The sequence below is a fragment of the Amycolatopsis kentuckyensis genome (assembly GCF_041679295.1).
GTDB classification, from domain to species: Bacteria; Actinomycetota; Actinomycetes; order Mycobacteriales; family Pseudonocardiaceae; genus Amycolatopsis; species Amycolatopsis kentuckyensis_A.
In genome coordinates, this window is sequence record NZ_JBGDMD010000007.1 from 374,456 (window position 1) to 396,666 (window position 22,211).

Here is a 22,211-nt window from a genome sequence, read left to right on the forward strand (position 1 = left end):
CCCCCGACAGTTTCGGCCCGGAGGGCACGAACGGTCCTTTCGCGCCCTCCGAAGCTCACCCGGAACTCACCGCGGCAGGCCCAGGAGCCGTTCCGCCGTCAACGACCGCAGCACCTGCGTAGTCCCGCCCGCGATGGACAGGCACCGCGTCAGCAGGAACTCGTGCTGCGCCGCGCCCCCCGCGACCAGCGCCCCCGCCCCCGCCAGCTCCAGCGCGAACTCCGCGACCTCCTGCCGGTGCGAAACCCCGAGCAGCTTCCGCACGCTCGACTCCGCGCCCGGGTCCTGCCCCTCCAGCCGGCGCAGGGCCGCCCGCAGGTCGAGCACGGATCCGGCGACCCCCTCGGCCACCAGCGAACCGAGCCGGTCCAACGCGACGTCGTCCAGCGCCGACGCGTCCACAGTGGACACCAGTGACCGGACGCTCTCCCCCACCGCCGACCCGCTCCCGAGCGCCACCCGCTCGTTGGCCAGCGTCGTGCGCGCCAGCCGCCACCCACCACCGGGAGCACCGACGACGTCGGCGTCCGGGACGAACACGTCGTCGAGGAACACCTCGTTGAACACCGCCTCGCCGGTGATCTCCCGCAGTGGCCGCGTGGTGATACCCGAAGCGCGCATGTCGACCAGGAAGTACGTGATCCCCTGGTGCCTGGGCGCGGCCGGGTCCGTGCGCGCCAGGCAGATGCCCCAGTCGGCCTCCCGCGCCAGCGACGTCCACACCTTCTGCCCGGTCAGCCGCCAGCCGCCGTCGACGCGCCGCGCCGCCGTCCGCAGCGACGCCAGGTCCGATCCCGCGCCGGGCTCGCTGAACAGCTGGCACCACGTGAGTTCGCCCCGCAGCGTCGGCCGGGCGAACCGGTCGCGCTGCTCGTCGCTGCCGTGTTCGAGGATCGTCGGGACCGCCCACGCCCCGATCACCAGGTCCGGGCGGTGGACGCCGGCCGCGGCGAGCGCGCCGTCGATCCGCAGCTGCGCCGCGGCGTCGGCACCGCGGCCGTAGGGGGCGGGCCAGTGCGGCGTCAGCAGCCCGGCGTCCGCCAAAGCGACCCGTTGCGACGCCACCGGCAGCGCCGCGATCCGCGCCACCTCCTCGGCCAGCGAAGGGTCTTCGCCGACGTCGACGCCCAAAGTGCGTTCGGTCCCGGCGAGAGCCAGCGAAGCCGCCTGACGCCGCCACGGACCCGCACCCCCGAGCCATTGCCGCAGCGCGACGGCCCGGCGCAGGTAGAGGTGCGCGTCGTGCTCCCACGTGAAGCCGATCCCGCCGAGCACCTGGATGCAGTCCTTGGCGTTGGCGACGGCCGCGTCCAAGGCGACGGCGGCCGCGCTCGCCACCGACAGCGGGTGCTGTCCGGACGCCGCTTCCCAGGCCAGCGCTTCGGCCGCTTCGGCGCGGCAGAGCATCTCCGCGCACAGGTGCTTGATCGCCTGGAACCCGCCGATCGCCTGGCCGAACTGCTCGCGGACCTTGGCGTACTCGACCGCGACGGTCAGGCACCGCCGCGCCACACCCGCCGCCTCGGCGGAAGCCAGCGTGGCCGCCAACGGAAGCACCGGCGGCAGGGTCAGGACCTCGGCATCGACCCCGGAGAGCCGGATCCGCGCCAGCGGACGCGAGAAGTCGAACGGGGAGAGGGGTTCGACCGTCACCCCGGGCGTCCCGGGCGCGAGCAGCACGTGCCCGTCGTCGACCGGCACGAGCAGCCAGGACTCCGTAGAGGCGCCGGGCACGGGCCCGCTGACGCCGTCCTCGAGCGGGTCCAGCAGCACGGCGATCGTGGCTTCCCCCTCGGCGACGGCTTCGAGGAGTTCCTTCGCCGACGGGATCTCCGCCAGCAGGAGGCCACCCAAGGCCGTGCCGAGCACCGGACCGGGAACGAGTTCTTCCGCCGCCGCGGCCAGGCCGGCGGCCAGATCGGCGACACTCCCCTCGGCACCGCCCACCGCGGCCGGCAGGGCGACGCCGAAGAGGCCGAGCCCGGCGAACCCGGCCGGCAGACCGGCCCCGGTTTCCGCCGCGCGCACCGCCTCTCGCGGGTGGTGGGCGGCGGACCAGGCGTGGATCGCCTCGGCCAGCGCGGCCTGTTCCTCGGTGAGCGCGACCGCCATGGGGCCTCCTCGCGGGACGGGACTGTGTCAGCTCTTGCCGATCCGGGCGGCAGTCACGGCGGAACGGGTGCCGGGGAGCGGGCGGGCTCCGGCCCCGTCTCCGCCTGCTTCCGACCGAATCGGCAAGACTACTCGCGAGTGTAGAACGTGTTACAGTTTTTCGGCCAGTGGGTCAATTGTTGAACGTTTCGCCAGGCGAGGTACGCTACGTCGTGAACTGAAACAAGTTCCGGAGAACGGGGGAACACCGATGCCCGGCAAGACCAAGGCGCGCGGCAACGGCATGAGCGCGATCGGGGCCGACGAACTCGGCTCCGCCGCCCAGCGCGACCGCCGTCGCCGGATCATCGACGCCACCCTCGCCCTGGCCTCGAAGGGCGGTTACGACGCCGTCCAGATGCGCGCCGTCGCCGAAAAGGCCGACGTCGCCCTCGGCACGCTCTACCGGTACTTCCCGTCGAAGATCCACCTGCTCGTCTCCGGCCTCGCCCGCGAGTTCGAGCGCGCGCAGGAGAAGCTGGAGCGGCAGGCGATCCCCGGCGAGACGCCGGCCGAGCGGCTGATGTTCGTGCTCGGCCGCAACACCCGGCTGATGCAGCGCGACCCGCACCTGACCGAGGCGATGGTGCGGGCGTTCATGTTCGCCGACACCTCCGCCGCGGCTGAGGTCGAGCAGGTCGGGCGGCTGATGGAGAACATGTTCGCCCAGGCCATGGGCATCTCCGAGCCGACCGAGGCCGACCGCGACATCTTCCACGTCGTCGCGGACGTCTGGATGGCGAACCTGGTGGCCTGGGTGACGCGCCGCGCGTCGGCCGCCGACGTCGCCAACCGCCTCGAGCTGTCGGTCCACCTCCTGCTCGACAAGTGATTCCGGCGCCGGCGGTCGCCGAGGCGCACAGCCGGCTGCACCGCGCGCTGGAACCGCTGACCGACGAGCAGGTCGTCGAGCCGTCACCGTTGCCCGGCTGGACGCGCGGCCACGTGCTCGCCCACGTCACCGACGCCGGGCGAGCGCTCGCCGACCTGGTCGAGAACGCGCTGCGCGGGGTGCTCGTCCCGCTCTACGACCCGAAGACGCACGACCGGGACGGCATCATCGAGGCGACCGCCGGCCGGTCCGCCGAAGAGCACCGGCGGGCCCTGCTCCGCCACTGCGTCCGCCTCGAAGACGCCTGGGCCCGGGTGACCGACTGGGACCAGCGCGTCAACTACCGCGACGGCAAGCTCTCCAGCACCGTCTTCACCCGCTGGCGCGAAGTCTGGGTCCACGCCGTCGACCTCGACGTCGGCATCGGCTTCGCCGACTGGCCCGCCGACTTCTGCGGCCACGCCGTGGACTTCCTCGCCGACCGGCTGCCGGCCGGCGTCACGCTCCGCGCCGGCGACCGCCGGTGGGGCTCCGGCGATCGCGAAGTCACCGGGTCCGTGCGCGACCTCGCGGCGTGGCTGTCCGGCCGGGGCACCGGCGACGGTCTCACCGGCGACCGGCCGGAACTGGGCCCGTGGCCGGTCAGCGGTGCGCGGAGGCCACCTTCGCCAGCTCGTCGAGCGCCTTGAGCGTCTCCGCTTCCGGCAGCGTGTCGAGCAGGAACGTGTACCGCTCGACGCCGGCGTCGCGGAAACCGTCGATCACCTTCGGCGTCGTCGGTCCGCCGAACACCGCGAACTGGACGTCTTCGCGACCCTGATCGGCCAGCCAGCCCCGGACGCGCTGCGCCTCCTGGTACTTCGTGTAGCCGCGAAGCAGCCAGCCGTCGCCGTACTTGGCGAGCCGGTTCAGCGCCGCTTCGCTCTCGCCGCCGATGTAGATCGGCACGTGCGGCTTCTGCACCGGCTTCGGCCAGCTGAAGAGCGGGTCGAGGTCGATGTGCTCGCCGTGGAACTCGGCCTCGTCCTTCGTCCAGATCTCCTTGAGCGCGGCCAGCTGCTCGTCGATCAGCGCGCCGCGGGTCTTGGGGTCGGTGCCGTGGTTGCGCATCTCTTCGCGGTTCCAGCCGACGCCGACGCCGAACAGCACGCGGCCGTCGGAGACCAGGTCCAGGGAGGCGACCTCCTTGGCGGTGTGGATCAGGTCGCGCTGCGGCAGCAACGCGATCCCGGTGCCGAGCAGCAGCTCCGACGTCGCCACCGCCGCCGCGCTGAGCGCCACGAACGGGTCGAGCGTGCGGTAGTACACGCGCGGCAGGTCGCCCCCGCCGGGGTAAGGGCTTTCCCGGCTGGCGGGGATGTGCGAATGCTCGGCCAGGAACAGCGAGTCGAAGCCGCGCTCCTCCAGGGCCGCGCCCAGCACGTCCGGCCGGATGCCTTCGTCGGTCACGAACGTCGAAATCCCGAATTTCATACTCAACGACTACCACCGGCTTGACACGAGGTGCAGGATGAAGTGATCTCATCATACGTTGAATAAGGGGGCAGTCATGGACGTGCAGGACGTCGACTTCGAAGAGCTGTACCGGGGCGCCACCCCGATGGGCCGCAAGATGCCGTGGGACCTCGGCGGCCCGCAGCCGGCGGTCGTCGCGCTGGCCGACGCCGGCGAGTTCACCGGTGAGGTGCTCGACATCGGCTGCGGCCTCGGCGACAACTCGGCGTTCCTCGCCTCGCGCGGCCTGCGGGTCACCGGGCTGGACGGCGCGCCGTCGGCCATCGAGCAAGCCCGGACGCGCGCGCCGGGCGTCACCTTCGCGGTGGCCGACGCGACCACGCTCGAAGGCTACGAAGACCGCTTCGACACGGTCCTCGACAGCGCGCTGTACCACTGCCTGTCCGAGGACGACCGTCGTCGCTACCTCGCCGCGCTGACCCGCGCGGCCCGGCCGGGCGCGACGCTGCACCTCTTCGCCTTCTCCCCGGAAATCCCGGACGGCTTCCCGGCGCCGTACCTGATCACCGAGGCCAACCTGCGGGAGACGGTCGGGAAGGACTGGACGATCGAACGCCTCGAGCCGACCCGCTACACGACGTCGATGACGCCGGAGGAGCTGCGGCAGAGCGTCCGGGCGATCCTGGACCAGGACCCGGCCGAGCTGGACCGCCTGGGCACCGACGACGACGGCCGGGTGCTGGTTCCCGTTTGGCAGCTGAAGGCGGTCCGCCGCTAGACGTTACGCCGGTACTGGCCGCCCACCTCGAAGAACGCCTCCGTGATCTGACCGAGCGTGCACACCCGCGCGGCGTCCATCAGCACCCCGAACAGGTTGCCGCCGCGGGTGGCCGCTTCGCGCAGGGCCTTCAGGGCCTGCTGGGCCTCCTCGTGGTGGCGGTGCTGGAAGTCCGCGAGGCGGTCCAGCTGGGACTTCTTCTCGTCCTCCGTGGCCCGCGCGAGCTCGACCTCGACCTCGTCCTCCCCCGAGCGCGGGTTGCGGAACGTGTTGACGCCGATGATCGGCAGCGAGCCGTCGTGCTTCTTGCGCTCGTACAGGATCGACTCGTCCTGGATCTTGCCGCGCTGGTAGCCCGTCTCCATCGCGCCGAGGACGCCGCCGCGCTCGCTGATCCGGTCGAACTCGGCCAGCACGGCCTCCTCGACCAGGTCGGTCAGCTCGTCGATGACGAACGAGCCCTGCAGCGGGTTCTCGTTCTTCGACAGGCCCCACTCCTTGTTGATGATCATCTGGATGGCCATCGCGCGGCGCACCGACGACTCCGACGGCGTCGTGATCGCCTCGTCGAACGCGTTGGTGTGCAAGGAGTTCGCGTTGTCGTACAGCGCGCACAGCGCCTGCAGCGTCGTGCGGATGTCGTTGAAGCTCATCTCCTGCGCGTGCAGCGAGCGCCCGGACGTCTGCACGTGGTACTTGAGCTTCTGCGACCGCTCGTTCGCGCCGTAGCGCTCGCGCATGGCCACGGCCCAGATCCGCCGCGCCACCCGGCCGAGCACCGAGTACTCCGCGTCCATGCCGTTGGAGAAGAAGAACGACAGGTTCGGCGCGAAGTCGTCGATGTCCATGCCCCGCGCGAGGTACGACTCGACGTAGGTGAAGCCGTTGGACAGCGTGAAGGCGAGCTGCGAGATCGGGTTCGCCCCGGCCTCGGCGATGTGGTAGCCCGAAATGGACACCGAGTAGAAGTTGCGGACGCCGTGCTCGATGAACCACTCCTGGATGTCGGCCATCATCCGGAGGCTGAACTCGGTGGAGAAGATGCAGGTGTTCTGGCCCTGGTCCTCCTTGAGGATGTCGGCCTGCACCGTGCCTCGGACGTTCTTCAAAGCCCACTCGCGCAGCTCGGCGGCCTCGGCGTCGGACGGCTCGCGGCCGTGCTCCTCGCGGAAGCCGGAGAGCTTCTGGTCGATCGCGGTGTTGAGGAAGAAGGCCAGGATCGTCGGCGCCGGGCCGTTGATCGTCATCGACACCGACGTGTTCGGCGCGGTCAGGTCGAAGCCGTCGTAGAGGACCTTCATGTCCTCGAGCGACGCGATCGACACGCCGGACGTACCGACCTTGCCGTAGATGTCCGGCCGCGTGTCGGGGTCGTGGCCGTAGAGGGTCACGGAGTCGAACGCCGTCGAGAGCCGCTTCGCCTCGGAGTCGGCCGAGAGCAGCTTGAACCGGCGGTTGGTGCGGAACGCGTCGCCCTCGCCGGCGAACATCCGCGCCGGGTCCTCGCCCTCGCGCTTGAACGGGAACACACCGGCCGTGTACGGGAAGTAGCCCGGCAGGTTCTCGCGGCGCAGGAACGACAGCAGCTCGCCGGACTCGGCGTACCGCGGCAGCGCCACGCGCGGGATCCGGTTGCCGGACAGCGTGTCGCGCCACAGCTGCGTACGCAGCTCCTTGTCGCGGATCTTGACGACCAGCTCGTCCTGGCGGTACTCCTCGGCGAGCGAGCGGAACCGTTCGAGGAGCTTTGTCGACTCGCCGTCCACATCGGACTCGGCCGCGGCGAGCAGCCCGTCCAGTGCGTCGGTCGAGGCGTCCACCTTGGACAGTTCGGCACGCGCCAGCGCCAGTGCCTCGCGCTTGCGGACCGCGGCGACCTGTGCTTGCGTCTTCGCGTGGTAACCGCGCACGGTCTCGGAAATCTCGGCCAGGTAGCGGGACCGGTTGCCGGGGATGATCGTCGACGCGTCCGTCGACACCTTGCCCTCGACCTTCGGCAGCGTGCCGGCCGAGACGGTCAGGCCGCGCTCGGCGAGCATGCCGCGCAGGTGCTGGTACAGCGCGGTGACGCCGTCGTCGTTGAACTTCGCCGCGCTCGTGCCGTACACCGGCATGTCCTCGGGGCCCTGCGAGAAGGCCTCGCGGTTGCGCACCAGCTGGCGCGCGACGTCGCGGCGGGCGTCCTCGGCGCCGCGGCGCTCGAACTTGTTGATCGCGACGACGTCGGCGAAGTCGAGCATGTCGATCTTCTCCAGCTGCGACGCGGCGCCGAACTCCGGCGTCATCACGTACAGCGACTCGTCCACGAAGTCGACGATGCCGGCGTCGCCCTGGCCGATGCCCGGCGTCTCGACGATCACCAGGTCGTACCCGGCGGCCTTGCAGGCCAGGATCGACTCGCTCAGCCCGGCCGGGATCTCCCCCGACGTCGTGCGGGTGGCCAGCGAGCGGAAGTAGACCGGCGAGCCGTCGAGGCAGTTCATCCGGATGCGGTCGCCGAGCAGCGCGCCACCGCCCTTGCGCCGCGACGGGTCGACGGCGAGCACCGCGATCCGCAGCTTGTCCTCCTGGTCGAGGCGGAAGCGGCGGATCAGCTCGTCGGTGAGCGACGACTTGCCCGAGCCGCCGGTGCCGGTGATGCCGAGCACCGGTACCTCGCGCTTGCCCGCGGCCTCGGTGATGCCGCTCAGCAGGTCGCCGGGCAACTGCTCGGCCTGCAGCTGGGTGATGACGCGGGAGAGCGAGGCGACGTCGCCGGAGAGCACCTTGTCCAGCGCGGGGGCTTCGGCCGCGAGGTCGGTGTCGCAGGCCTTGATCATCATGTTGATCATGCCCGGCAGGCCCATCTCGTAGCCGTCTTCGGGCGAGAAGATGCGGGCGACGCCGCGCGAGTGCAGCAGCTCGATCTCCTCGCGCACGATCACCCCGCCCCCGCCGCCGAAGACCTTGATGTGACCGGCGCCGCGCTCGCGCAGCAGCTCCACCAGGTAGGAGAAGTACTCGACGTGCCCGCCCTGGTAAGCCGAGATGGCAACACCCTGGACGTCCTCGGCGATGGCCGCGGTGGCGACCTCGTCGACCGACCGGTTGTGGCCGAGGTGGACGACCTCCGCGCCCTGAGACTGCAGGATCCGCCGCATGATGTTGATCGACGCGTCATGACCGTCGAAAAGGCTCGACGCCGTGACGAACCGGACGGGGTGCACGGGGCGGTACAGCTCGCTGCTCATCCCTCCAAAATACTTTGACTTCCTACTATTGGAAACCCGAGGACCCGTGACGCGGCTCTCAGGGGCCCCCAGGCGAACTTGACAGTCCCCTGTTCGGCGCTATGTTTAACGAGTCCGTTAATTAACAAGGTGCTGAAATGATGACTGACCAGCTGAGCCGCACGTTCTCCGCCCTGGCCGACCCGACCCGGCGCGCCATCCTCGCCCGGCTTTCGGCCGGCGAGGCGACGGTGAACGAGCTCGCCGAACCGTTCACGATGAGCCTGCCCGCCGTCTCGCGGCACCTGAAGGTGCTCGAACAGGCCGGGCTGATCACCCGCGGCCGCACGCGTCAGTGGCGGCCCTGCCGGCTGGAGGCGAAACCCCTGGCAGACGTCGCCGACTGGGTCGCGACCTACCGGCAGTTCTGGGAGGGCGGCTTCGACCGCCTCGAGGACCACCTGAGGAGGCTGACCGGCGATGCCTGAGCTCACCATCACCCGCGTCTTCGACGCCCCGCGCGAGCTCGTCTACGCCGCCTGGACCGAACCGGACCAGGTCGCGAGCTGGTTCGGTCCGCAGGGCTTCACCTGCTCCGCCGTGACCGTCGACCCGCGCCCCGGCGGCCGCTGGCGGGCCTGCATCCACTCCCCCGAGGGCGAGGACCTGTGGATGCACGGCGTCTACCGCGAGGTCAGCGCCCCGGAACGGCTCGCGTTCACCTTCGCCTGGGAAGCACAGGAGCTGGAGACGCTCGTGACGATCGGCTTCACCGACCTCGAGGGCAAGACCGAGATGACGTTCACCCAGACCGGCTTCCCGACCGTGGCCGAACGCGACGACCACGAGGAGGGCTGGCTCTCCAGCTTCGAGGACCTGACCGGCCACATCCGAGGAAAGGACGCCCGATGACCGCCACGCTGCCCGAGATCGTCTCGCCGGAGGACTGGCAGGCCGCGCGCGACGCGCTGCTGGCCCGCGAGAAGGCCCACATGAAGGCGGCCGACCACCTCGCCGCCGAGCGCCGCCGACTGCCGATGGTCCGCTTCGACGCGAAGTACCAGTTCGAGAGCGCGGACGGGCCGGTCAGCCTGCTCGACCTGTTCGACGGCCGCCGCCAGCTGATCGTCTACCACTTCATGCTGCACCCCGGCGACGAGGCGGGCTGCCCCGGCTGCTCCCTGCTCGTCGACAACATGCCGCACCTGGCCCACCTGCACGCGCGCGACGTCACGTTGAAGATCGTCGCGCCGGCGACGCTGCCGGAGATCGAGCGGTACCGGACGCGGATGGGCTGGGACGTGCCGTGGGTGTCCGCGCACGGCACCGGCTTCACCGAGGACTGCGGGGTCGGAATGGGCTTCGGCGTCAGCGTGTTCCTGCGCGACGGCGACGACGTCTACCGGACGTACTTCACCTCCGGCCGCGGCGGCGAGATGTTCCTGGCCTCGCACCGCTACCTCGACATCACGCCGCTGGGCCGCCAGGAGAACTGGGAAGAGGACAGCCACGGCGACGACGCGCCGAGCTCCTGGTGGCGCCGCCACGACGAATACTGAAACCCGTGTCCGGTCCGCGCCCGCGGCTCCGACCTCGCGGTGACACCCACCGAGGAGGAGCGGAAATGCGCGAGATCGTCTACATGGTCCACACGTCGCTCGACGGCTGCGTCGAGGGCCCGGACGGCGAGTTCGACTGGCCGGTCATGGGACCGGAGCTGTCCGGGCACTCGCGGGAGATGTCCGCCCGCTGCGGCGAGTTCGCCTACGGGCGGAAGGTCTGGGACATGATGGCCGCGTTCTGGCCGGTCGCCGAGACGGTCTCCGACGACCCGCACGACGTCGCGTTCGCGCCCGTGTGGCGGGAAACGCCGAAGACCGTGTTCTCGCGGACGCTGGAGAAGGCGGACTGGAACACGCGGGTCGTCGGGGGCGCGCTCCCCGAGGTCGTCGCGTCCCTGAAGGCCGAACCGGGCAAGGACGTGCTGCTCATGGGCGGCGCCGAGCTGGCGGCGGAACTGACGGCCCACGGCCTGATCGACGAGTACCTGGTGTTCGTCCACCCGGTCGTCCTGGGCGGCGCGAAACGCCCGTTCGCCGAAGGCACCGCGCGGCTCGGGCTCGAGCTGGTCGAGTCGCGCGTGTTCGACGACCGGGTGGTGCTGCTGCGCTTCCGGCACGCGTGAGCCGGGCCGGGCCCGGGGGCTCCCCCGGGCCCTGGCGGCGTCAGCGGGACTTGGCCGCCCGCAGCGCGATCCACTGGCGCATCGCGTACTCGACCAGCGTGATCAGCGTCTGCTTCGTCGACTCGCGGTCCCGGGCGTCGCAGCGGACGATCGGGATGTTCGGGTCGATCGACAGCGCCTCGCGCACGTCGTTGATGTCGTGCTCCAGCACGCCGTCGAACGTGTTGACGCCGACGATGTACGGCAGGCCGCGGTCCTCGAAGAAGTCGATCGGGGCGAACGAGTCGGCCAGCCGGCGCGTGTCGGCCAGCACCACCGCGCCGATCGCGCCGCGAACCAGGTCGTCCCACATGAACCAGAACCGCTGCTGCCCGGGCGTGCCGAACAGGTAGAGGATCAGGTCCGCGTCCAGCGACACCCGGCCGAAGTCCATCGCCACCGTGGTCGTCGACTTGCTCGGGGTGTGGTCGAGGTTGTCGACGCCGACGCTGGCGTCGGTCATCATCGCCTCGGTGGTGAGCGGCACGATCTCCGACACCGACCCGACGAAGGTCGTCTTCCCCGCACCGAAGCCGCCCGCCACCACGATCTTGGCGGATGTCATGGTCGGGGGCGCGGTGTCCCGCGGTGCCTTAAAGCCGACGGAGTCCACTCAAAACCCTTTCCATCAACACCAGATGTGCCTCGGCGCCGTCATTGCCCGTTATCGTCTTGTGCACCGTGACCAGCCCCGCGTCGGCCGCGTCGCTGATCAGCACCCGGGCCACCCCCAGCGGCACCCGCAGGGCCGACACGATCTCGGCGACCGAACGGGGGGTCCGGCACTCTTCCATGATCGAGATGCACTCGATCTGCTCCGCGGCCACCTCGGGGAAGCCACCGGTGGCAGCGTAGTCCCTCGCGGAGATCAGTGTCTCCAGCTCCAGGGCGTAGTTCGCCCGGGTGCGGCCGCCGGTCAAAGCGTAGGGCCGGACGATCGCCGTCAGGTCCTCGGGCGCGGGCGGCTGCTCGAACACCGCGGGCATGACGAACTCGCCGCTGGGCGGGCCGGGGTCGAACAGCCCACCCGGCCTGGGACTGTCCCCGTCGGTACTGCCGGGGGGCGAGACTAAAGAGGTCACACGATCTCCTTGGTCGGCCGACGGCGCGGGCGCCGGCGGTTCCGCGGCCGCGTGCGCACCGGCGGCCGGGGGTGGCGGGGACTCCTTGCTCTTCTTGCGCTTCCGGCGGGCACGGCCGGAATCCAGGGTGAACCCGTTCAGGACGTCGGCGAACGTGCCGTCGTCCCGTCGCCCGGCGGGGTAGTACCCCTCGGGAGGCTCGCCGTCGAATCCGGACCCCGTGCTCATCGCGCCATCATCCCACCGGTTGGCCGATCAGCGACCCCCCGGAGCCCTGAAGCTGGGCGCGCAGTTCCGGGGTGAGGATCTGACCGACGCGGTCGACGAGCATGGTCATCTCGTAGGCGACCTGCCCGATGTCGCAGTTGGGGGCGGCGAGCACGGCGAGGCAGGACCCGTCGCTGATCGACATCAGCACCATGATCCCGAGCTCCATCTCGACGACGGTCTCGTTGACCGCCCCGGCCTCGAAGCACCGGGCGGCGCCCTGGGTGAGGCTGACCAGGCCGGAGGCGACCGCGGCGAGCTGGTCGGCCCGGTCGAGCGGGAGCCGGTTCGACGCGGTCAGCAGCAGGCCGTCCGCCGAGACGACCACGGCGTGCGCCACGCCGGGCACGCGCTCCGCGAAGTCGTTCACCAGCCAGCCGAACTGGTTCTGCGTCGGCTGCGCACTACTCGGCGAGGTCATTCACCCTCCAGTGTCTCGTGGTTGGTCTCGGTCGCCCGAGCGGTGCGGTGGCGCCCGCGCTCGATGCCCTGCTGGAAGCTGCGCAGGCGGCCGCGCACGTCGTGTGCGTCCCGTTGTGGTCGGGGGGCCGTGGCCCCGGTGGGCGGTCCGGCGCTGCCCGGGAGCAGCTGCTCCCCGCGACGGCGCCGGGGCAATCCTGCCGAAGTGAACGTGGCGGGTGTCGACTGGGACACCGCTTGCACCGCCCGCCAGCCGTCATCGGTCCCGAAGTTCCACTCGGCGGTGGCCTCTTCGTGCCGGGGAGCCGGGGTTTCGGGCGCTCCGCCCCGGCGGGAGGGGAGAGTGGACGGCGGTGCGGCGGGACGGGCAGCGGTCTCGGGGGCGGGCAGCTGTCCCGACTCCTGGAAGACGGTGGGCTGGTTCGCCTGCTGGGGTGCGGGCTCGTGGAAGCCCGTGGGCTGGTTCGCCTGCTGGGGTGCGGGCTCGTGGAAGCCCGTGGGCTGGTTCGCCTGCTGGGGTGCCGGCTCGTGGAAACCCGTGGGCTGGTCCGCCTGCTGGGGTGCGGGCTCGTGGAAGCCCGTGGGTTGGTTCGCCTGCTGGGGTGCCGGCTCGTGGAAACCCGTGGGCTGGTTCGCCTGCTGGGGTGCCGGCTCGTGGAACGCCGTGGGCTGGTCGGCCTCGCCGCCCGGCGCCTGCTGCTCCGGAGCTGCCTCCTGGAAGACCGAGGGCTGGGCCGGCTGCTCGCCGGGCACCGGCCGCGGCTGACGGCTCGGCAGCCGGCCGGCTTCCCGAGCGCCCGGCTCGCTTTCCGGCGCGGCCGAGGTCGGGCGGTCACCGGGCTGTCCGGGCTGGTGGAGGGCGTTCGGCTGCGCCGCGGCACCCTGCCGGCCCCGCTGCGGGAGCCCGTTCGGCGCGGCCGCCGGGCGGCCCTGTTGCGGCAGGGCGCCCGACTGGAAGCCCTGCGCGAACGACTGTTGAGCCGCGGTCCCGGCCTGTCCCGAACCCGGCTGGGCGGGATTGCCGGGCTGCGCAGGAGCACCGGACTGAGCGCCGGTCCCGGCCTGCGCCGGGGCGCCTGCCTGCGGCTGAGCACCCGCCTGAGCCGCAGTCCCAGCCTGTCCCGGGGCACCTGCCTGCGGCTGAGCACCCGCCTGAGCCGCAGTCCCAGCCTGCGCCGGGGCACCTGCCTGCGGCTGAGCACCAGACTGAGCGCCGGTCCCAGCCTGTCCCGACGCGCCTGGCTGCGGCTGAGCACCAGACTGAGCCGCAGTCCCGGCCTGCGCCGAAACTCCGGGCTGAGCCGCATCCCCCGGCTGCGCCGGGACACCCGGCTGAACCGCAGTCCCGCCCTGCCCTGAAACCCCGCGCCGAGCCGCATCGCCCGGCTGGGCCGGAGCACCGGGCTGTGCCGGAGCACCGGGCTGGGAAGCATTTCCGCCCTGCGCCGGAGCACCAGCCTGAGCCGCGGTCGTCGCGCCCGGTTGGCCGGCTGTCTGCGCCGCCTGGCGGGCCTGCTGGCGTCCCCGCGTCACGCCCTGCTGGAAGCTGCTCAACCTCCCCCGCACGTCCGCCGGGTCGCGGACCGGGAGGTCCGATCGCGGCGGGGCCGGGGCGGGGACCGCCCGTGCCGGCGTTGCGCTGCCCGGCAGCAGTTGCTCGCCGCGCCTACGGCGGGGCAGGCCCTTCTCCGTGAACGCCGTCGGTTCCGACTTCGTGACCGCCTGGACCGTGCGGAAGTTCTCGTCGCTCGCGAAGTCCCAGCTGCGGACCTCTTCCGCCGCGACGGGGGGCGCTTCCTCCTCAGCCGGCTCTTCCGGCGCGGCAGCCGCCGGCTTGTCCTCGCGGAACCACGCCGACAGCATCTCGTCGAAGATCGGCGTCGTCTCCGAAGGGTCGGGCGCGGGCGCCGGGGTGGGCTCCGGCTTCGCGGTCGCCTGGCGCCACCAGTCGCTCAACGTCGTTTCGTTGGCGGAGAACAGGTCCTTGCCCGACGGCAGGTCACCCGCCCGCGGCGGGTCCGGTACCGGCAGCACCGCCGGCAACGTCGGACGCGGCGGCGGGACGTCGTCGTCCTTCGGCAGCGGGGCGAACAGGTCGGTCCCCGAGATCTCCAGGTCCGACGGCGGGCGTTCGACCGGTCCGTGGCCGTTCGCCAGCCCGGCGAGGTCGCTCGCCGACGGCCAGCGCTCCTCCCCCATCGCCGGCTGCTGCGGGACCACCGGCCGCGGCCGGGAATGGCCGTTGACCTGGCGGCGCGGCAGCTGGCTGCCGGCCGCGGGACTCGCCGGGTGCTGCTGCAGGGCGCCGATCGGGCCGGTCAGCGGGCCGTCGGTCACCGGCATCACCAGGTCCGGCGGGACGACGACCGTCGCGCGGACGCCGACGATGTCCTTGCCGCCGTGCAGCGACACGCCGATCCGGTGCCGGCTGGCCAGCCGGCCGACGACGAACAGGCCCATCCGGCGCGAGGTGGCCAGGTCGACCGACCCCGCCTCGGTCAGCCGGGTGTTCGCCTCGGCGACCTCGGCCTCGTTCATGCCGATGCCCTTGTCGAGGATGTCGACGTTGAGCGAGCCGTCCTCGCCCAGCCGCGAAGCGACGGTCACCGACGTCTCCGGCGCGGAGAACGCCGTCGCGTTGTCCAGCAGCTCGGCGACCAGGCGCATCAGGTCGCTCGCGGCGTACCCGACGATCCGGGCCGGGGGCGGCGGCTGCACCTGGACCCGCTGGTACTGCTCGATCTCCGAGACCGCGGCGCGCAGCATGTCGGTGGTGCCGACCGGCTTGCCGGACCGGCGGCCCGGCTCGGCGCCGGAGAGCACCATCAGGTTCTCGTTGTTGCGCCGCATCCGGGTGGCGAGGTGGTCGAGCTGGAACAGCGTCGCGAGCTGGTCGGCGTCCTCTTCGTCGCGCTCCAGCTGCTCGATCAGCTGCAGCTGCCGCTGCACCAGGCTCTGGCTGCGCCGCGACAGGTTGACGAAGACGCTGCCGAAGCCGGTGCGCATCGCGGCCTGCTCGGTCGCCAGCCGCAGCGCCTGGTGGTGCACCTTGTCGAAGGCCCGCGCCACCTCGCCGACCTCGTCGTCGGTCCGCACCGGCACCGGCACGATGTCCGTGCCCTGCGCGCGGCCCTCCTGGATGTTGCGGACCGCTTCGGGCAGCGCGGTCTCGGCGACGTCGAGGGCGCTGCGCCGCAACGCCTTCAGCGAGCGCAGCAGCTGGCGGGTGATGAGGAAGACGACCGCGACGGCGAGCACCATGGCGGCGAACAGCAGCACCGCGAGCAGGCCCGCACCGCTGCTGGCGTCGTCGACCAGCTGCGCCGACGTCGCCGAGGCCGACGCGCCGAGCCGGTCGGCGACCTGGCTGATCTCCGTCCGCATCGCCGTCGACGCGGCGTTCCAGTCGGCCGCCGACAGGGCGCGGAAGGCGTCGTCGACGGCGTTGGGCTGCGCGTTCAGCACGGACTCGACCATCCGGGCCCGGCTCTGCGCCTGCTTGCCTTCGGCGATCGCCGCGAAGTCGCGCTGCAGCGTGTCGCCCGCCGCGGACCGGAAGTCGACGAGCCGGTCGGCCAGCCGCAGCTCGGCGGCACGCAGCGTGGCCAGCTCGCTCGGCGTCAATGCGGCGCGCGCGATGCCGTAGGAGACCATCGCCTGGCTGAGCGACACCTGCTCGCCGGCGACGAGCAGCTCGTGCAACCCGGCGGGCGTGCCGCCGAGGGTGCCGTCGCCCTCGCCCGCGGTGGCCGCGGTGTCGAGGCTGATCAGCGACCCGGTGATGCCCGAGTAGGCGGTGACGGCCTGGGCCGGGTCGAGCTGGCCGCCGTCGACCTGGCGGCGGAGGAAGCCCAGGTTGTTGACCTGCGCGGTGGCCGCGCCGGCGGCCCCGGCGACACCCGGCTCGGCGTCGGCCGCGCGGGCCTGGGCCGCGGTGAACGGCCCGGTCGCGGCGTCGGTGGCCTTGCGGGCCGCGGCCAGCTCGGGCGTGCCGCCGACGGTGCCCTCGGTCAGCATCGCCGCGGTGACCGTGCGCTCCTGCTGCAGCGCGCCGGTGAGCGCGCGGGTCTGGCCGCCGAGCGCGACGAGCCGGTCGAGCCGCTGGTACTCGTCCGAGCGGCCGACCTGGCCCGCGATCGTCGTGACGCCGAGGACCAGCGCGAGGACGATGGGGACGACGGTGACGGCCGAGAGCTTGACGGGCAGGCTCCAGTCGCGCCAGCGCACGAGGGCGCGCCAGGCGTCCTTCCCCTTGGACCGCCGGGGCGCTCGGCCGAGCAGCTCCCCCACGGGCACCTGACCTTCTCCTGCAACGGTCACGTGAGTGACTCCCTGTCCGGCGTCATGGATCCGCGTCGGCGGCGCGGCGTCCCGGCTCGCGGCGGGCGTGCGGACGGATGTGCCGCCCGCGCCCTGCCGCGTCCCCGGTGCCCTCGCTCGTCCCCGGCCAACCGGCCACCTGCGCGCGGGCACCGTCCCGAAGTCCCGTGCAAGGGACTGTGCACGTGCACGCCGCAAGTTGCGTTCTGCACGGTGGTCGAGATCAACTTTATCGGTGCCAATCGATCGCTGTGGTCAGCTGGGCCAAAGAATCGTACCCCCGATGCCCGGCCGGTCAATTTTGTTCCCCGCTCGGGCGCTGACCTGCGAAAAGTGCTTTCCGGGCCGGGAACTGCCCTCGACATTCGACCTCACTGCCCCCGAAGAGGGAATTCCGGTTACCGGACGCGTCTCACCCGGGCATCCGGCCGTCACCCGATTAGCCCATGCAGGGGAGCATGGTACCTCGGACGATCTACACTCAGTACCCCCATCGGGTGGGTCAAGTCTCAAGATGTGCCCGATGTTGTGGCGTTCCGCGTCAACACACCCCGACCTGGTGATTTCTTTCGAGACCGAGCGCTGACCAGTGGATCTTCCCCGCCACGCCCACGCGCGAGCGACACTCTCCGGCGCGATGACCCTCACTTCCGCCACGCTGTGTGATCAATTTGGACGATCATCCAGGATGGTTAACCCGTTCGCCGCAGTGTAGGCCGGATGCGACAACGGCCGGTCACAATTCTTTTCATCATGACGGGTGATCTGCCCGTGATCTTGCCGCGAACGGGGATTCGACGCTTTCGACGAGAAATCGAATACCACCTCTTCCCGGGCCCGTACATCGACCGGCCGCCTCCGATGTCCGCCGGACGGCCTAGTTACGATGTTCGCCTCGCAGTCCGCAAGGGCGGCCCGGCACCCTGCCAGCAGGCGTTCGCCGGCCCGCCACCACGGAGGCACCCTGCCGGAGGCACCCATGTACGACGTCGCGCGTCCCGCGGCGGGCAACCCGATGGAGGAGACCGGCCAGATGCCGGCCCTGTTCACCGGGGACCGCCCGTCCGGCGCCCAGCACCGACGACCCGCTCCCCCGACGGGTCCCGACTACGCCGGGATCCAGGCCAGCCCCGAGTTCGTCTCGCTGCGGCGGCGGTTCCGGGCCTTCGTCTTCCCGATGAGCTTCGCCTTCTTCGCCTGGTACATGACGTACGTGCTGCTCGCCGCGTACGCCCACGACTTCATGAGCCGCAAGGTGTTCGGCCAGGTCAACGTCGGCATCCTGCTCGGCATCGGCCAGTTCGCCAGCACCGCCCTGGTCACCTGGCTCTACCTCCGCTACGCGCGCCGCCAGGTCGACCCGCGCGTCGCCGAGCTGCGGGCCCGCGCGGGCCTGCCGGAAGGGACCCGCCGATGACCGCGCTCGCCGCCGAGGGCACCCCGGCCAGCGACCCCCTCGTCAACACGGTCGTGTTCGCCCTGTTCGTGGCGATCACGCTGTACGTCGTCTACCGGGCCAGCTCCCGGAACTCCTCGACGGCCGACTACTACGCCGCGGGCAGCGCGTTCACCGGCCGCCAGAACGGCATCGCGCTGTCGGGCGACTTCCTGTCGGCGGCGTCGTTCCTCGGCATCGCCGGCGCCATCGCGATGCACGGCTACGACGGCTTCCTCTACTCGATCGGCTTCCTCGTCGCCTGGCTCGTGGACCTGCTGCTGATCGCCGAGCTGCTGCGCAACACCGGCCGGTTCACGATGGGCGACGTCCTCAGCTTCCGGATGAAGCAGCGCCCGGTCCGCGCGGCGGCGGCGACGTCGACGCTGGTGATCTCCTTCTTCTACATGCTGGCGCAGATGGCCGGCGCCGGCGGCCTGGTCGCGCTGCTGCTGAACGTCCACTCGAAGCTCGGCCAGGCGCTGGTGATCGGCGTCGTCGGGCTGGTCATGGTGCTGTACGTGCTGGTCGGCGGGATGAAGGGCACCACGTGGGTGCAGATCATCAAGGCGACCATCCTGCTGCTGTGCGGCGCGCTGCTGACGGTGTTCCTGTTCGGCAAGTTCGGCTTCTCGTTCTCGAACCTGCTCTCTTCGGCGGCGGAGAACAGCCCGCTCGGCGACAAGCTCCTCGAGCCGGGCGGCTCGTACGGCAAGAACGGCACCACCAAGCTCGACTTCGTGTCGCTGGCGCTGGCGCTGGTGCTCGGCGCGGCGGCGCTGCCGCACGTGCTGATGCGCTTCTACACGGTGCCGAACTCCCGCGAGGCGCGGCGAAGCGTCGTCTGGGCGACGGCGTGCATGTTCCTCTTCTACCTGTGCACGCTGGTGATCGGCTTCGGGGCGGCGGCGCTGGTCGGCGCTGACGAGATCAAGGCCGCCCCCGGCGGCGAGAACTCGGCGGCCCCGCTGCTGGCCCTGCACGTCGGTGGGACGCTGCTGCTCGGCATCATCGCCGCGGTCGCCTTCGCGACGATCCTCGCGGTCGTGGCCGGGCTGACGATCACCGCGTCGGCGTCCTTCGCCCACGACGTCTACGCGAACATCTTCAAGCAGGGCAAGGCCGAACCGGCGGACGAGGTCCGCGTGGCGCGGCTGACCGCGATCGTGGTCGGGGCGCTGGCCATCGTCGGCGGCGTGCTGGCGAACGGGCAGAACATCGCGTTCCTGGTGGCGCTGGCGTTCGCGGTGGCGGCGTCGGCGAACCTCTCGACGCTGCTGTACTCCCTGTTCTGGAAGCGGTTCAACACCACCGGCACGCTGTGGGGCATCTACGGCGGCCTGATCGCGTGCCTGCTGCTGGTGCTGTTCTCGCCGGTCGTCTCCGGCTCGCCGGACTCGATCTTCAAGGGCATCGACTTCGCCTGGTTCCCGCTGAAGAACCCGGGCCTGGTGTCGATCCCGTTCTCGTTCCTCTGCGGGTTCGTCGGCACCCTCGTCGGCAAGCCGAAGGCGGACGCGGACAAGCACGCGGAGATGGAGGTCCGGTCCCTCACCGGGATCGGCAGCTAGCCACCCTGGACGGCCTGCGTCACGCGCGCAGGCCGTCCAGGATCACGTCCAATACGCGCTTCCCGTCTTCCGGGCTGCAGTTGCGCACCGCCATCCCGGCGCCGTGCCCCAGCCGGAGCACGTCGGGCCCCGCGACGTCCGGCCGGATCAGCCCGGCGGCGCCGTCGACCAGCACCCCGACCGCCTCGCGCAGCCGGACCTGGCAGTATTGGAAGGTCTCCGAGCCCGAGTCGATCGACTCCTTGAGGATCGTGGCGAGCTTGTGCCGCTCCACGACCCAGGTCACCTGCTCCCCCAGCCAGGCCTCGAGGGCCTCCCACGGCGGCAGCTCGTCGTGCAGGACGTACGCGCGGTCGGCGAGCACCTCGATCTCGTCGCGGTAGACCGCTTCGAACAGCTTCTCCCGTGTCGGGAAGTGCCGGTACAGGGTGCCCGCGCCGACGCCCGCCTTCTTCGCGATGTCGTCGAGCGGCACGTCGGCCCCCTGCGCGGTGAAGAGGTCCTTCGCCGTCGCGACGATGCGTTCGTAGTTGCGCTTCGCGTCCGCCCGCATCGGACGCTCCGAGTCCGCACCCGGCATCCCGGCCTCCTCGCCACTCAACCGGAGAGATTCTCCGAATTCACTTGCGCATCCGGAGACGCTCTCCATATTATCGGATCGCACCCAAGCGGAGAAGATCTCCGCTTCTTCTCTTACTCCTCGGGGGAGTATCTCTTGTCCCAGCAAACGATCCATCGTGCGGTCGAGCCTGCCCCGGCCCGCCGCAGCGGGCTGGTCCTCGCGATCATCCTGACCTGCCAGCTCATGCTCATCCTCGACGCGACCGTGATGAACGTCGCGCTCCCGCGCATCCAGGCCGACCTGGGGTTCACCCCCACCGGGCTGTCCTGGGTGATGACGGCCTACAGCCTCGTCTTCGGCGGCCTGCTGCTGCTCGGCGGCCGGGCGGGCGACCTCTTCGGCCGGCGCCGGATGTTCGTCGCGGGCACCGCCCTGTTCACCCTCGCGTCCCTGGCCGGCGGCCTCGCCGACTCGGCCGCGCTGCTCATCGCCGCCCGCGTCCTGCAGGGCGTCGGCGCCGCGATGGCAGGCCCGAGCACCTTGGCGCTGGTCACGACGACGTTCACCGAAGCCAAGGCCCGCGTCCGCGCGCTGTCCCTGTTCTCCGCGATGTCCAGCGGCGGGTTCGCCATCGGCCTGATCGTCGGCGGCCTGCTCACCGAGTGGATCTCGTGGCGCGCGGCGCTGTTCATCAACGTGCCGTTCGGCCTGGCGATCGTGCTGCTGGCCCCGCGGTTCGTGCCGGAGCCCGAACGCCGGCGGGCCCACCTCGACCTGCCCGGCGCGATCACCGGCACCCTCGGCGTCGGCTCGCTCGTGTTCGCCTTCACCCACGCCGCGTCCGACGGCTGGGGCAACCCGGTGACGCTCGGCTCGCTCGCCGGCGGCCTCGCGCTGCTGGCCGGGTTCGTCGCCATCGAGGCCCGCACGGCGATGCCGCTGGTCCCGCTGCGGCTGTTCGCCGACCGCAACCGCAGCGCGGCCTACGTCAACTTCTTCCTCGGGCCGATGGCGATGATGTCGATGTTCTTCTTCCTCACCCAGTTCATGCAGGACATCCGGCACTTCGCCGCGCTGGCCACGGGGTTCGCGTTCCTGCCGATGGCGGCGCTGATCTTCACGATGAGCCGGCTCGTGCCGCGGCTGCTCCCGCGCTACGGACCGAAGCCCCTCTCCGTCACGGGGTCGCTGCTGATGCTCACCGGGGTTCTCTGGCTGGCGATGCTCACCACGGACAGCGCGTACTTCCCGGCGCTGCTCGGGCCGCTGCTGCTGATGGGCCTCGGCGGCGGGCTGGCGTTCGCGCCGCTCAACGTGATCGTGATGGCCACGGTGCCGGCCGAGGACGCCGGCGCCGCGGGCGGCGTGCTGCAGACGATGCAGCAGGTCGGCAGCACGCTGGGCCTCGGCGTGCTGATCACGGTGTTCGGCTCGGTGACCCGGTCGTCGGGCGCGACGGGCAACCAGCTCGTCGTCGACGGGATGACGTCGGCGTTCGCGACGGCCGCGGTGTTCGCCGCGGGCACGGTCCTGGTGGCGCTGACGTTCCGGCGGGTTACAGCTTCTGCCCGGCCTTGACCTTGTGCGTCACCCGGCGCTCGACGAGGAACGAGACGAACGGGACGCAGCCGGCGAGCAGCACCAGCACGGTGCCCTTGATCGACCAGCGGGCCTTGATCGCCAGGTCGATGGTCAGCACCAGGTAGATCATGTAGAGGACGCCGTGGATCGGCGAGTACACCGCGGACGGCGTCGGGTTGTCGAAGCCGTACCGCAGCACCATCACGAAGCACAGGCCGAGCAGGCCGACGCCGGTGACGTAGGCGGCGGTGCGGAACCGGAGCAGGGGGCCGGTGAGCGGCACCGCGGTCTGTGCGGCGCCTTCGGTGCTGGTGGTCATCGGGT

At 71.4% G+C, this 22,211-nt stretch carries 19 protein-coding genes; 10 read left to right on the forward strand and 9 right to left on the reverse strand.

Features of this window, described 5'->3' with window-relative positions; translation table 11 throughout:
- Positions 1-66: 66 nt before the first annotated feature.
- A complete protein-coding gene (locus ACERZO_RS30605; RefSeq protein WP_372668383.1) occupies positions 67-2,112 on the reverse strand; it encodes an acyl-CoA dehydrogenase family protein in 2,046 nt (681 codons plus the stop codon).
- A gap of 250 nt (positions 2,113-2,362) precedes the next feature.
- On the opposite strand from ACERZO_RS30605, the gene kstR reads away from it, so the two are divergent.
- Together kstR and ACERZO_RS30615 are read left to right on the forward strand one after the other, a co-directional pair.
- The gene (gene kstR / locus ACERZO_RS30610) at positions 2,363-2,983 is read left to right on the forward strand and encodes a cholesterol catabolism transcriptional regulator KstR (RefSeq protein ID WP_091389771.1); all 621 of its coding nucleotides are present in this window, start codon (positions 2,363-2,365) and stop codon (positions 2,981-2,983) included.
- Positions 2,980-3,672, forward strand: coding sequence for a maleylpyruvate isomerase family mycothiol-dependent enzyme (locus ACERZO_RS30615; RefSeq protein WP_372668385.1), 693 nt, complete (start codon positions 2,980-2,982; stop codon positions 3,670-3,672). The genes kstR and ACERZO_RS30615 overlap by 4 nt, the downstream gene beginning before the upstream one ends.
- Here the strand turns inward: ACERZO_RS30615 and ACERZO_RS30620 are convergent.
- Positions 3,626-4,456, reverse strand: coding sequence for an LLM class F420-dependent oxidoreductase (locus ACERZO_RS30620; protein ID WP_372668387.1), 831 nt, complete (start codon positions 4,454-4,456; stop codon positions 3,626-3,628). The two genes, ACERZO_RS30615 and ACERZO_RS30620, sit on opposite strands and share 47 nt — an antisense overlap.
- A gap of 76 nt (positions 4,457-4,532) precedes the next feature.
- Here ACERZO_RS30620 and ACERZO_RS30625 point away from each other — a divergent pair, with 76 nt between their 5' ends.
- A complete protein-coding gene (locus ACERZO_RS30625) occupies positions 4,533-5,216 on the forward strand; it encodes a class I SAM-dependent methyltransferase (RefSeq protein WP_372668389.1) in 684 nt (227 codons plus the stop codon).
- Here the strand turns inward: ACERZO_RS30625 and icmF are convergent.
- Entirely contained in the window at positions 5,213-8,446 is a 3,234-nt protein-coding gene (icmF, locus tag ACERZO_RS30630; protein ID WP_372668391.1) for a fused isobutyryl-CoA mutase/GTPase IcmF, read from the reverse strand. The two genes, ACERZO_RS30625 and icmF, sit on opposite strands and share 4 nt — an antisense overlap.
- Positions 8,447-8,586: 140 nt before the next feature.
- Between icmF and ACERZO_RS30635 the strand changes: the two genes are divergently transcribed.
- The 4 genes from ACERZO_RS30635 (at position 8,587) to ACERZO_RS30650 (ending at position 10,610) form a co-directional block, all read left to right on the forward strand.
- On the forward strand, positions 8,587-8,913 hold the full coding sequence (locus tag ACERZO_RS30635) for an ArsR/SmtB family transcription factor (protein ID WP_372668979.1): 327 nt from the start codon (positions 8,587-8,589) through the stop codon (positions 8,911-8,913).
- Positions 8,906-9,337, forward strand: coding sequence for an SRPBCC family protein (locus tag ACERZO_RS30640; protein WP_372668393.1), 432 nt, complete (start codon positions 8,906-8,908; stop codon positions 9,335-9,337). The genes ACERZO_RS30635 and ACERZO_RS30640 overlap by 8 nt, the downstream gene beginning before the upstream one ends.
- Positions 9,334-9,984, forward strand: coding sequence for a DUF899 domain-containing protein (locus ACERZO_RS30645; RefSeq protein ID WP_372668395.1), 651 nt, complete (start codon positions 9,334-9,336; stop codon positions 9,982-9,984). The genes ACERZO_RS30640 and ACERZO_RS30645 overlap by 4 nt, the downstream gene beginning before the upstream one ends.
- A 65-nt stretch (positions 9,985-10,049) precedes the next feature.
- The gene (locus ACERZO_RS30650) at positions 10,050-10,610 is read left to right on the forward strand and encodes a dihydrofolate reductase family protein (protein ID WP_372668397.1); all 561 of its coding nucleotides are present in this window, start codon (positions 10,050-10,052) and stop codon (positions 10,608-10,610) included.
- Positions 10,611-10,650: 40 nt separating this feature from the next.
- On the opposite strand, the gene ACERZO_RS30655 is transcribed toward ACERZO_RS30650, so the two are convergent.
- The 4 genes from ACERZO_RS30655 to ACERZO_RS30670 are packed head-to-tail and all read right to left on the reverse strand — an operon-like array spanning position 10,651 to position 16,714.
- On the reverse strand, positions 10,651-11,214 hold the full coding sequence (locus ACERZO_RS30655; protein ID WP_091389756.1) for a GTP-binding protein: 564 nt from the start codon (positions 11,212-11,214) through the stop codon (positions 10,651-10,653).
- 28 nt (positions 11,215-11,242) lie between these two features.
- A complete protein-coding gene (locus ACERZO_RS30660; protein WP_372668399.1) occupies positions 11,243-11,959 on the reverse strand; it encodes a DUF742 domain-containing protein in 717 nt (238 codons plus the stop codon).
- A 7-nt stretch (positions 11,960-11,966) separates the two neighbouring features.
- A complete protein-coding gene (locus ACERZO_RS30665; protein WP_372668400.1) occupies positions 11,967-12,419 on the reverse strand; it encodes a roadblock/LC7 domain-containing protein in 453 nt (150 codons plus the stop codon).
- Positions 12,416-16,714 (reverse strand): sensor histidine kinase, encoded by a 4,299-nt coding sequence (locus tag ACERZO_RS30670; protein WP_372668981.1) that lies wholly within the window; start codon positions 16,712-16,714, stop codon positions 12,416-12,418. The genes ACERZO_RS30665 and ACERZO_RS30670 overlap by 4 nt, the downstream gene beginning before the upstream one ends.
- Positions 16,715-17,717: 1,003 nt before the next feature.
- Between ACERZO_RS30670 and ACERZO_RS30675 the strand changes: the two genes are divergently transcribed.
- Both ACERZO_RS30675 and ACERZO_RS30680 read left to right on the forward strand, forming a co-directional pair.
- On the forward strand, positions 17,718-18,155 hold the full coding sequence (locus tag ACERZO_RS30675) for a DUF485 domain-containing protein (RefSeq protein ID WP_372668402.1): 438 nt from the start codon (positions 17,718-17,720) through the stop codon (positions 18,153-18,155).
- Complete coding sequence (locus ACERZO_RS30680) at positions 18,152-19,744, forward strand: solute symporter family protein (RefSeq protein ID WP_372668403.1); 1,593 nt, start codon at positions 18,152-18,154, stop codon at positions 19,742-19,744. The genes ACERZO_RS30675 and ACERZO_RS30680 overlap by 4 nt, the downstream gene beginning before the upstream one ends.
- Before the next feature lie 19 nt (positions 19,745-19,763).
- Here the strand turns inward: ACERZO_RS30680 and ACERZO_RS30685 are convergent, their stop codons facing one another.
- Positions 19,764-20,324, reverse strand: a complete 561-nt coding sequence (locus tag ACERZO_RS30685; RefSeq protein ID WP_372668405.1) for a TetR/AcrR family transcriptional regulator — start codon at positions 20,322-20,324, stop codon at positions 19,764-19,766.
- Between the two features lie 135 nt (positions 20,325-20,459).
- Here ACERZO_RS30685 and ACERZO_RS30690 point away from each other — a divergent pair, with 135 nt between their 5' ends.
- Positions 20,460-21,884 (forward strand): MFS transporter, encoded by a 1,425-nt coding sequence (locus tag ACERZO_RS30690; protein ID WP_372668407.1) that lies wholly within the window; start codon positions 20,460-20,462, stop codon positions 21,882-21,884.
- On the opposite strand, the gene ACERZO_RS30695 is transcribed toward ACERZO_RS30690, so the two are convergent.
- Entirely contained in the window at positions 21,862-22,206 is a 345-nt protein-coding gene (locus ACERZO_RS30695; protein WP_372668409.1) for a DUF3817 domain-containing protein, read from the reverse strand. The two genes, ACERZO_RS30690 and ACERZO_RS30695, sit on opposite strands and share 23 nt — an antisense overlap.
- Positions 22,207-22,211 lie beyond the last annotated feature (5 nt).